Origin of the sequence: Bradyrhizobium genomosp. III, from assembly GCF_000261705.1 — a bacterium.
Lineage (GTDB): Bacteria > Pseudomonadota > Alphaproteobacteria > Rhizobiales > Xanthobacteraceae > Bradyrhizobium > Bradyrhizobium ottawaense.
Window position 1 is genome coordinate 19,871 of record NZ_AJQF01000068.1, and the last position, 9,444, is coordinate 29,314.

Annotated in this window: 9 protein-coding genes; 1 reads left to right on the forward strand and 8 read right to left on the reverse strand. The window is 64.2% G+C overall.

Annotation, left to right across the window (positions count from 1 at the left end; translation table 11 throughout):
- Nucleotides 1-548 precede the first annotated feature (548 nt).
- From IC66_RS0106825 to oxlT (IC66_RS0106865), 8 genes are all read right to left on the reverse strand, one after another.
- Nucleotides 549-1,199, reverse strand: coding sequence for a hypothetical protein (locus IC66_RS0106825; protein WP_038947110.1), 651 nt, complete (start codon nt 1,197-1,199; stop codon nt 549-551).
- 57 nt (nt 1,200-1,256) lie between these two features.
- On the reverse strand, nt 1,257-1,454 hold the full coding sequence (locus IC66_RS0106830; protein WP_018315845.1) for a hypothetical protein: 198 nt from the start codon (nt 1,452-1,454) through the stop codon (nt 1,257-1,259).
- Between the two features lie 180 nt (nt 1,455-1,634).
- Nucleotides 1,635-3,041: a hypothetical protein gene (locus IC66_RS0106835; protein ID WP_038947111.1), complete on the reverse strand. Its 1,407-nt coding sequence runs from the start codon at nt 3,039-3,041 to the stop codon at nt 1,635-1,637.
- Nucleotides 3,042-3,684: 643 nt separating this feature from the next.
- The gene (locus tag IC66_RS0106845; protein ID WP_080670197.1) at nt 3,685-4,470 is read right to left on the reverse strand and encodes a fumarylacetoacetate hydrolase family protein; all 786 of its coding nucleotides are present in this window, start codon (nt 4,468-4,470) and stop codon (nt 3,685-3,687) included.
- Entirely contained in the window at nt 4,470-5,489 is a 1,020-nt protein-coding gene (locus tag IC66_RS0106850) for a 2-dehydropantoate 2-reductase (protein ID WP_028143028.1), read from the reverse strand. The genes IC66_RS0106845 and IC66_RS0106850 overlap by 1 nt, the downstream gene beginning before the upstream one ends.
- Before the next feature lie 98 nt (nt 5,490-5,587).
- Nucleotides 5,588-6,016: a CBS domain-containing protein gene (locus tag IC66_RS0106855; RefSeq protein WP_028143029.1), complete on the reverse strand. Its 429-nt coding sequence runs from the start codon at nt 6,014-6,016 to the stop codon at nt 5,588-5,590.
- 175 nt (nt 6,017-6,191) lie between these two features.
- A complete protein-coding gene (oxlT, locus tag IC66_RS0106860) occupies nt 6,192-7,526 on the reverse strand; it encodes an oxalate/formate MFS antiporter (RefSeq protein ID WP_028143030.1) in 1,335 nt (444 codons plus the stop codon).
- A gap of 259 nt (nt 7,527-7,785) precedes the next feature.
- On the reverse strand, nt 7,786-9,075 hold the full coding sequence (oxlT, locus tag IC66_RS0106865) for an oxalate/formate MFS antiporter (RefSeq protein ID WP_028143031.1): 1,290 nt from the start codon (nt 9,073-9,075) through the stop codon (nt 7,786-7,788).
- A gap of 32 nt (nt 9,076-9,107) precedes the next feature.
- Between oxlT (IC66_RS0106865) and IC66_RS47980 the strand changes: the two genes are divergently transcribed.
- Nucleotides 9,108-9,444: hypothetical protein (locus tag IC66_RS47980; protein WP_210161481.1), on the forward strand; the 337-nt coding region annotated here is incomplete at its 3' end.

Here is a 9,444-nt window from a genome sequence, read left to right on the forward strand (position 1 = left end):
AGCCGAACGCCCGGCCTTCCCTGCGCGATGGCTTACGGCGTACTTCGTGCTCTCCTCGGGGAGCGATGCACTATTGCCCCCGTCGCCTTGCGGGTGATTGATGCGCGCGCCGGTTGGCCGCCACATCACCGCAGGACTTGACGCACAGACCCCGGGCGTCAGGACCACACGACTTGACCGTCCGCGCACGTCTTCGCTGGGACTTCGAGTGCTGGCGTGTGCTCACGCCCGAAGCCATGCGAAGACGCTGTCGGCGCCGGGTCGTATGCGCGGAAAGCGCTTTGCTCACGGTTTCCCGCCCTGCAATGCTGCTCGCGCCCGACGCCGTCGCGTCCATCGCACCCCGGTCCGCGGTTCGTGACGATCGCGATCCGCCCCTTGTCTCGGGCCAGGGTGACTTGCTTGTACGGCAAATCAGAATTTCGGTAAAGTGGAATATTTGACGCGGCTGGGCTTGACAGGCGAGAGGGAGGATTTGGCGGGGTGTTTTGCCCGACGGGCAGGGGCTGCGCTCGCAATGACGGCGTCGTGTGGTGCAGGCTGCCGGGCTACTCTGCCGACAGCCGCACCATCTGGCGGCCGCCGTTTATTTCCTTGAGGCGGTTGACGAAGTTTTCCGGGCGTTGCCAGCGATTGGGAACTTCCAGGCCCATGTACTCGGCGATGTCGCCGATGAAGCCGGTGCAGTTCATGGTCTCGGCGTTCCAGACCGGCGAGTTCGCCTGCTTCTTCTTGATGTAGGCGAACACGCGCTTGGCGTCGGCTTCGTTCAGGTAGACGCGATAGCTCGCGGTCAGATATTCCGGATCGAGATCGCCGTAGCTCGCACCGGTTTCCGACGGCACGAAGGTGACGTGGCCGAGCACGTAGGCGAGCGTGTCGCCGGCCGGCGTGAGCCCGGCGACCTCGACCGCCTTCTCGCTGGTCTTGCCGTACCAGACGAAGGCGTGGCCCCAGCTCGCGGCGGTTCGCGCACGGAAGTCGACGTAGTAGGGACCTTTCTCCGCGCGCGCGACGGAGCGCCGCGTCGACTGCGGCTGAGGCCGCGATGTGGAGTCGCTCGTGGCAAGCGCGTTGGCGTCGGCAACGCGCTTGTTCGCTTCGTGGGCGGAGGCCGAGGGCGTCGTACACGCGATCATGGCCGCGAGGGCGAACCCCGCAAGGATGCAGGGTCCCGATCGATCAGGTTTGTTCGTCACGCTGTGCCCCTCGACTGTCGGCCGCTTACGCCAGTTTTGCGCTTGGTCTGTTGCGCGTCAGTAGCGCGCAGCGACCGGGCCGGGCGCCTTGCCGATAGGGGCCTTTCCAACCGGGCTCTTGCCAATCGGCATCTTGCCGATCGGCGCCTGCTCCGCCGGATAGACAGGTACCGGCTGGCGGCGCGGCAGATCCGCAGCGTTCGCAGCCGTCACCAGAGCAAGCGTGGCACCCAGAGCAATTACAATCTTCTTCACAGCTGATACCCCTAGAAGGTTTGGTCCAAACACGGCAGTGCCGTGCCCCCCAGACACGCCTCAGAGATGGACGTCCGAATGCGACCAAGTTGCGGCACCCCCGCGACATGTTGGCGGCATATCTCTGACGCGCGCAGATGTGATGTGTCTGGATGTTTCGGAGTGCTGCTATCAGGCTTCTCACCCGATCCGGTTCAAACTGTTCCTGATCGTCGAGAAGATGCCGCCGATGTCCTTGCGCAAGGCATCGAGCGCGTTGAAATTGTCGAAGATGCGGGCGAGGCGGTCTTCGACCTCGCGCTTGCTTTGGGTCAGCGCATCGACACGCGAGGCGAGGGTGACGTCGCCATTCGTCTCGATCTCGCCGACGGTCCTGACGAGGAGATCGCGGGTGGCACCGACCTCCGCGATCAAGGCCTCGATGCCGAACACTGGGGCCTTCAACGGGACGAGGTCGGCCTGCGACTTCGACAGCTCCGTCTTGAAGGCGTTCAGCGTCGCCAGCGTCTCCTGCAGGGCGCCGAGGCGCTGGCGTGACTGCAGGACGAAATCGTTCAGCGCGTTCTGGCGGTCGGCAAGGGTCTTGCCGTCGGCGTCCGTTTCGACATCGGCGAGCGAGCGTTCGAGCTGCGCCTGGCGCTGGCCGAGCTCCTCGAAGTCGAGCCGGATGCTTTTGAGAATGTTGAAGCTGTCGTCGATGCGGGCGAGGCGCTGCTCGATCTCGATCTTGTTCTTCGACAACGTCTCGACGCGCGTGGCAAGCGGCGTCTCGCCGCCGGTCTCGAGCTCGTCGATGGTCTTGGCAAGGCGCTCGTGGCCGAGGCTGAGCTCGCCGATCAGGGCGTTGATGCCGGCGTCCGAGGCACGCAGCGGCACCAGCTCGGCGTGGGATTTCGCCAGATCCTCCTTGTACTGGTTGAGTGTCGCAAATGTCTCCTGGACGCTGTTCACCCGTCCCAGAAGCGCTGCCACGTCGCGCGCGATGTCCCTCTGCCGATCGGCGAGGTTGTTCTTGCGGTCGTCGGTCTCGAGATCGTGCAGGGAGCGTTCGAGCTGGTTCTGGCGGTCGCGGATCTCGGTGAAGACCGGCTCGACCGCGCGGCGCTGCTCGGCGACCTTGCCGACCATGTCGCGCAGGTGCTGCTGGCGACTGCGGATTTCGGCGAGCTGGTCGTGCATGTCGGTGGATTGGTTGCGGCCCTGCTGGAGCAGCGCGCGCTGCTCGGTCTCGCCCAGCTTGTCGTGCAGCGCAGAGACCGCCTCCCTCGGGTCGCTCTCGATCAAATGCTGGACGGTGGCATCCAAGTGGTTTTGCAGAGCGTGGGCAACGACGACGTCCTCGCGGGTTTTCTTCAGCCGGTCACGCAGCGTCTTCAGGCTGCGGTCCTGGCGCGACAGCCGCCAGGCTGAAGCGCCGATCAGGGTCAGCGCGAGCGCGGGGAATATTCCGGTCGCGATGCGCTGCGGCACCGGCAGGCCCGCGAACCAGGCGGGCAGGTGGCTGATGTCGTGACCGAACGCCTGCTGGGCGACGACCGCGACGATGGCCAACAGGCCGAACCAGGCAATCAGGAAAAACAGCCACATCGTGAATTCCACACGCCGGCGCACATTTTCGCCATGATTGCCAAGAGCGGAACCGAGCGCAAGGGGCGGGCAGGCTTGTGGGCTGTTTCGGGCGCCGTGATCCACGGCTGGTTGCATTGGCCGATGGGTGGGGCGGCGCGGAAGGTGCCGGGTTTTCCCGGACAGACGTTCCGCACACGCGTCATGCCCGGCTTGCCGGGACAAGGCCGGCCATGGCGGATCGAGCAGCGTTAGAAGCCCGCGCGAGCGGAGCGACATGCGGGACCATGCGAAGAGTCGTCCCCGATGTCGCTTGGCTTATCCGGGCTGCTGCGCCGTGCGCGCTATCATTTCTCGAGGAAGTTCGAGCGCATCTTGTCGGCGAACCAGACCGCGAAGATCGCACCGAACGCGAGAGCAAAGTACAGAGCCGTCCACAAAAGTGCATTACTTGCATTCGTCATGGCGTCCTCCCTGGCGTCAGAAACTGATTGCCGGGAAGGATAAGGCGGCCGTGCCGGCGCGATTTGCGCCGGATCAATTTTGCCGCGCTGCAGCGAGAATAAGTGAGTAGCCCGCATGAGCGCAGCGACTTGCGGGACCACAGCGAAGAGCCGTCCCGGATATCGCTTCGCTCATCCGGGCTTCGGGCCGGTGTTTGCAGCTACAGCCGAAACTCGTTGGTGAGCTCGCCGATGCCGTCGATCGCGACGGTGACCGTGTTCACCGGCTCCTTCATCACGCCGACGCCGACCGAGGTGCCGACGGCGATGAGGTCGCCGGGGAGCAGGGTCATGTCGTGGGAGATCCTGCTGACCAGCTCCTGCGCCGAGAAGATCATGTCGGAGATCGGGTAGTTCTGCCGCTCCGCGCCGTTGAGGATGGTGCGGACGATCAGCTTGGCCGGATCGAGGCCGGTTGCGATGACCGGGCCGAACGGGCCGTAATCGTCGATGCCCTTGGCGCGGGCCCATTGCGGGAAGGTGGGGTCGCTGGTCAGGATGTCGTTGGCGGTGATGTCGTTGACGCAGGTATAGCCGAAGATGCAGCTGTTGGCTTCGCTGGGGGAGACACGCGCGCAGGTCTTGCCGATGACGATGCCGAGCTCGCCTTCATAGGTGGTCTTGCCGTCGTAATAGGAGGGACGGCGGATCACGGCGCCGGGCGTCGTGATGGTGGTGGTGGCCTTGAGCAGATACAGCGGCTCCGGCGGCTCGGGCTGGTTGAGCTTGGCGGCGAGCGCGTGGAAATTATTCCAGAGCGCGACGATCTTGCTGGGCGCGCAAGGCGCCAGCAGCTCGACCTCCGACAGCGCCAGAATCTTGCCGGTCGCGGCGTTGCGGCCGAACATCTCGCCCTCGTGCACGCTGATGCCCGATGGCGTCAGCGTGCCGAAACCGGTCGCGCCATTATTCCGGAAGCGCAGCCACTGCTTCATCTCGCCCGCCATCACGCCACCGCCAGTGCGCGGGGATCTGAAGGTGTCGAGACGCCGTCATAGAGCCCGGCGATGCGGGCGCGCTGGGTCACCATCGCCAGCACCGAATCGAGCGCGGGCGTCGCGATGCCGGTGATGCGGCCCATCTCCTGCACCACGGTGACGAGCGGGTCGATCTCCATCGGGCGGCCGCGCTCGAGATCCTGCAGCATCGAGGTCTTGTGCGCGCCGACCTTGCGGGCGCCCTCGATGCGGCGCTCGACGTCGACGCGGAATTTGACCCCAAACGTCTCGGCGATCGCTTGCGTCTCCACCATGATCGCGCGTGACAGCGCACGCGTGGACGGATCGGTGCAGATCACGTCGAGCGTTGCATGGGTCAGCGCGCTGATCGGGTTGAAGCAGACATTGCCCCACAGCTTGAGCCAGATCTCGTCGCGGATGCGGTCGAGCACCGGCGCCTTCAGCCCGGCCGCGACGAACAGATCGGCAAGGCGCTGCACGTCGCTCGTGATCTCGCCGGAGGGCTCACCGAGCGGGAAGTTGTTGCCGTAGACGTGGCGGATCACGCCTGGCGCCTCGATCTCGGTGGCGGGATAGACGATGCAGCCGATGGCGCGCTCGGCGCCGATCTCGCGCCACTGCCGCCCGCCGGGGTCGATGCTCTCCAGCGTCGAATTCTCGTACTGACCGCCATGCTTGTAGAAGTACCAATAGGGGATGCCGTTGACGGCGGTGACGATGCGGGTGTGCTGCCCGAGCAGCGGCTGCATCTTCTCGATCACGCCGGTGATGGAATGCGCCTTCAGCGTGATGATGATGTAGTCCTGCACGCCGAGCTCGGCGGGATCGTCGGTGCAGCGCGGATGCACGGTGTGCCTCTCCTCGCCCGCGAGCAGCGTCAGGCCGCGCTCGCGCATTGCGGCAAGGTGCGCGCCGCGCGCGATGAGGCTGACATCGGCGCCTGCGCGTGCAAGCTGAACCCCGAGATATCCGCCGATTGCGCCGGCGCCGTAGATGCAGATCTTCATGAAATCCTCGCGGGAGACCGGAATTTTGGGACGAAAGATCCGGTCCGGCTCGAACGTGTCCGAGCCGGCCGGTAGTCACAGGGGAAGTGTGCGTCGCTTTAGGCGGCCGCTTGCGGCGTGCCGTTGATGGCCTCGTCCATGGCAGCTGCGATGTCGCGCATGCTGATGACGGAGACGAGGCTGTAATCGTCGATGACGGGCAAATGGCGGATGTGATGCCGGTTCATCAGATGCCGGACCTGCTCGATCGTATCGCTGGAGGTGCAGGACACCAGCTGCTGCACCGAGACGAGCTGCGAGACCTTGACGTTGACGGCATTCGCGCCGTGCTCGGCGACGGCGCGCACCACGTCACGCTCGGTGAACATGCCGACGGCGGTGTTGCCCTCGGAGCGGACCACGTCCTTGACCACGAGAGCGCTGATGTTGTTGGCGCGCATCAGCTTGGCGGCGATACCCACCGTCTCGTTCATTCGCACCGTGACAACGCGCGGCGTCTTCTTGCGCAGAATGTCTCCGACCAGCATTGCAACCTCCCTGGGTGAATGTTGCAGGAAGTGTGGTATACATAATGCCAATCGTCAAGCGCTGGTTTGGGCGATCCGAAAAATCTTGCGACAGCAATACTGACGTTTGCTTGGTGCGAAAAAGAAAGGGGCGCATCCCTGCGCCCCTTGTTGATCCCTGCAATGTCAGTGGCGGCTACGCCGTCTCGGTCTTTGCAGTGGTCTCGGCCCTGCCGGTTGCTGTGCTCGCGCTCTCGGCTTCCTTGCCGAGAATGAAGGAACGGCGCATCGGCTTGATCACGAACAGCGCCGTCAGCGCCGCCGTCGCGTTCAGGGCGACCGCGACCACGAACACGGCCTTCCAGCCGTAGGTCGCCGAGATCACGCTGGCGAGCGGGACGAGCAGGGAGGCGGTGCCCTTCGCGGTGTAGAGCATGCCGTTGTTGGTGGTCGCGAATTTCGAGCCGAAGGTGTCGCCGCAGGTCGCCGGGAACAGCGAGTAGATCTCGCCGAACACGCCGAAATACACGGCGGTCGCGAGCACGAACACGACCGGGACATGACCGTAAGCCGACAGCGTCAGCAGCATCAGCGCCGCGGTGCCGAAGGCGATGAACATGGTGTGCTCGCGGCCGATCGTGTCGGAGACCCAGCCGAAGAAGGGGCGTCCGAAACCGTCGAGGATGCGGTCGAGCGAGATCGCGAAGGTCAGTGCCGCCATCTGGAAGCCGGCCAGCGTGACCGGGGTATCGGCGATCTTGAAGTCGTGCGCGATCGGGCCGATCTGCGCCGCGGTCATCAGGCCGCCGGATGCGACCATGACGAAAACGAGATACATCACCCAGAAAATAGGGCTGCGCAGCACCTGCGGCGGGGTGAAGTCGATCTTGGTCTGCGGCAGGTTGAGCTGCTTCTTCTTCGGCGGGATCGAGAGCCGCGGCGGCTGGATGAAGAAGGCGAGCACGAACACGATCACGCCCTGGCCGATGCCGAAGGTGAAGAAGGCGTGCTGATAGCCGCTCGATGCGATCATGGTCGCGATCGGCACGATGGTGAGCGCGGCGCCCGCGCCGAAGCCCGCGGCGGTCGCGCCGGCGGCAAGGCCCCGGCGGTCGGGAAACCATTTCAGCGCGTTGCCCACGCAGGTGCCGTACACCGCGCCCGCACCCATGCCGCCGATGATCGCGGCCGCGTAGAGCAAGGTGAGACTGTCGGCATAGGAGTTGAGAATCCAGGACAGCGCGATCATCACGCCGCCGAACATGACGACGATGCGCGGGCCGTATTTGTCGACGAACCAGGCCTCGATCGGCACCAGCCAGGTCTCGGTGACGACGAAGACGGTGAAGGCGAGCTGGATCGCGGCGCGTCCCCAGTGATGGGCCGCATCGATCGGATCGACGAACAGCGTCCAGCCATATTGCAGGTTGGCGATCATCGCCATGCAGACGATGCCCATGACGAGCTGGAGCCAACGGAAACCGGTGCGAAGAGGCGCGGCCGTGACGGCGCCGTCCGTGCTGGAAATCATCAAGAAACCTCCCAACGCGCCTGATTGATCACGACTTTGGATTGCAAGATGACCCAGTGTCGCAAATGTTGTGGCTTATCGTCGCAAGCGCGGCGCGGAGCTTGGTATACCATATTCCAGAATGCAAGCCCTATCTGCGGCGGATTGTCACAAATCTGCGGTTCCATTGGAGCGGGACCGGCGCTGCAAGATGTCGCCAAACGAAAACGCCCGGCCGTGAGGCCGGGCGTCCGCTCGATGAAGAGCTTGATGGAGCGTGTCAGACGGTCGATTTGGCGACCACGACCTTGCGCCAGGGCTTGAGCACCGCGATCGCCAGCAGCGAAGCCAGGATGTTGGCGCCGGCCGCGATGATGAACACGCTGTCCCACGTGCCCGACGACTGCTGCATGTAGTTGCCGATCGGCACCAGCAGTGCGGCGGTGCCCTTCGCAGTGTAGAGCAGGCCGGCATTGGTGGTCGCGAACTTGGCGCCGAACGTGTCGGTGCAGGTCGAGGGGAATAGCGAGTAGATCTCACCCCAGGCGAAGAACACGAAGCCCGAGAGCAGCACGAACCAGATCGGATCGTGGCCCCAGAGGTAGAGCATCCAGATGCCGAAACCTTCCATGCCGAAGGCGATGAACATCGTGTTCTCGCGGCCGATCATGTCGGAGATCCAGCCGAAGAACGGACGCGTCAGGCCGTTGAGCACGCGGTCGATCGTGGCCGCGAAGGTCACCGCCGTCATCGTCACCGCCATCAGCGTGACCGGCACGTTGTCGACCTTCCAGTCGGCCGCGATGGGCTTCAGGTTGGCCGTCACCATCAAGCCGCCGGCGCCGACGATCACGAACATGAAGTACATCAGCCAGAAGATCGGCTGACGCAGCACCTCGGTCGGCTGGTAGTTGCGCCGGGTCTGCAGCAGATTGGCATTGGCCACCACGTTCGGCACCTGACCCGCTTTCGGCGCGAGCAGGAAGAAGGCGAGGATGCAGATGATGATGCCCTGTCCGAGGCCGAAATAGAGGAAGGTGGTCTGGAATCCACTGTCCTTGATCATGGCCTGGATCGGCGCGACGGTGAGCGCGGAGCCCGCACCGAAGCCCGCGGCCGTGATGCCCGCCGCAAGACCGCGCTTGTCCGGAAACCACTTCAGCGCGTTGCCGACGCAGGTGCCGTAGACGCCGCCGGCGCCGATGCCGGCGATGATCATGCCGAGATAGTAGCCGTTGAGCGTGGTGGCCTGGGCGTTGATCGCCCAGCCGATGGCGCAGAGCACGCCGCCGACCAGCACGACGATGCGCGGACCGTATTTGTCGACGAACCATCCTTCGACCGGGACCAGCCAGGTCTCGAACAGGACAAAGAGCGTAAAGGCCCACTGGATCGACGCGCGATCCCAGCCGAACTTCTTCTGGATGTCAGGGACGAAGAACGTCCAGCCGTATTGATAATTGGCAATCATCACCATCGCGGCGACGCCAACCGCCAACTGCGTCCAGCGATAGGCATCGCTGACGCGCGCGACGCTTGGGGCCGCTGTTGACTGCACCATGTCTGTCATAAAAAACCCTCCCGAAGGCGCCGATCATTTTTATGCGTGCGCTGGTTCGCATCCTGGTATTCATTATGCCAAGATTCAAGCGAAGGACTGGAGGGTGCGGCGAAATATCGCGGATTCTTCACATGCACCATGGCTGCTCGATTGTAAAGCTCAATCGGCTTCCGGCCTGCGATCAACCCATTGATTTCGTGAGAAGTCTTCCCCGTTGCGGCGAAGCCGCAAGCGGCTGCTGGAACCTGCGCATCCACAATTTTCAGCTTCTGGGTCGGTGGAGCGCGCTGCCCCCTCGCACATCGGTGCGCGGCTGCTCAGTCGTGGAATTCTGTATTCCAAAAGTTCGGCCGCGCGGCGGGTTCGGCGGCGGCCGCC

Excerpts from the sequence above, each read along its gene's own strand:
- IC66_RS0106835 (WP_038947111.1), bottom strand. The coding sequence starts at position 3,041 with ATGTGGCTGTTTTTCCTGATTGCCTGGTTCGGCCTGTTGGCCATCGTC.
- IC66_RS0106845 (WP_080670197.1), bottom strand. The coding sequence starts at position 4,470 with ATGGCGGGCGAGATGAAGCAGTGGCTGCGCTTCCGGAATAATGGCGCG.
- IC66_RS0106850 (WP_028143028.1), bottom strand. The coding sequence starts at position 5,489 with ATGAAGATCTGCATCTACGGCGCCGGCGCAATCGGCGGATATCTCGGG.
- IC66_RS0106855 (WP_028143029.1), bottom strand. The coding sequence starts at position 6,016 with ATGCTGGTCGGAGACATTCTGCGCAAGAAGACGCCGCGCGTTGTCACG.
- oxlT (WP_028143030.1), bottom strand. The coding sequence starts at position 7,526 with ATGATTTCCAGCACGGACGGCGCCGTCACGGCCGCGCCTCTTCGCACC.
- oxlT (WP_028143031.1), bottom strand. The coding sequence starts at position 9,075 with ATGACAGACATGGTGCAGTCAACAGCGGCCCCAAGCGTCGCGCGCGTC.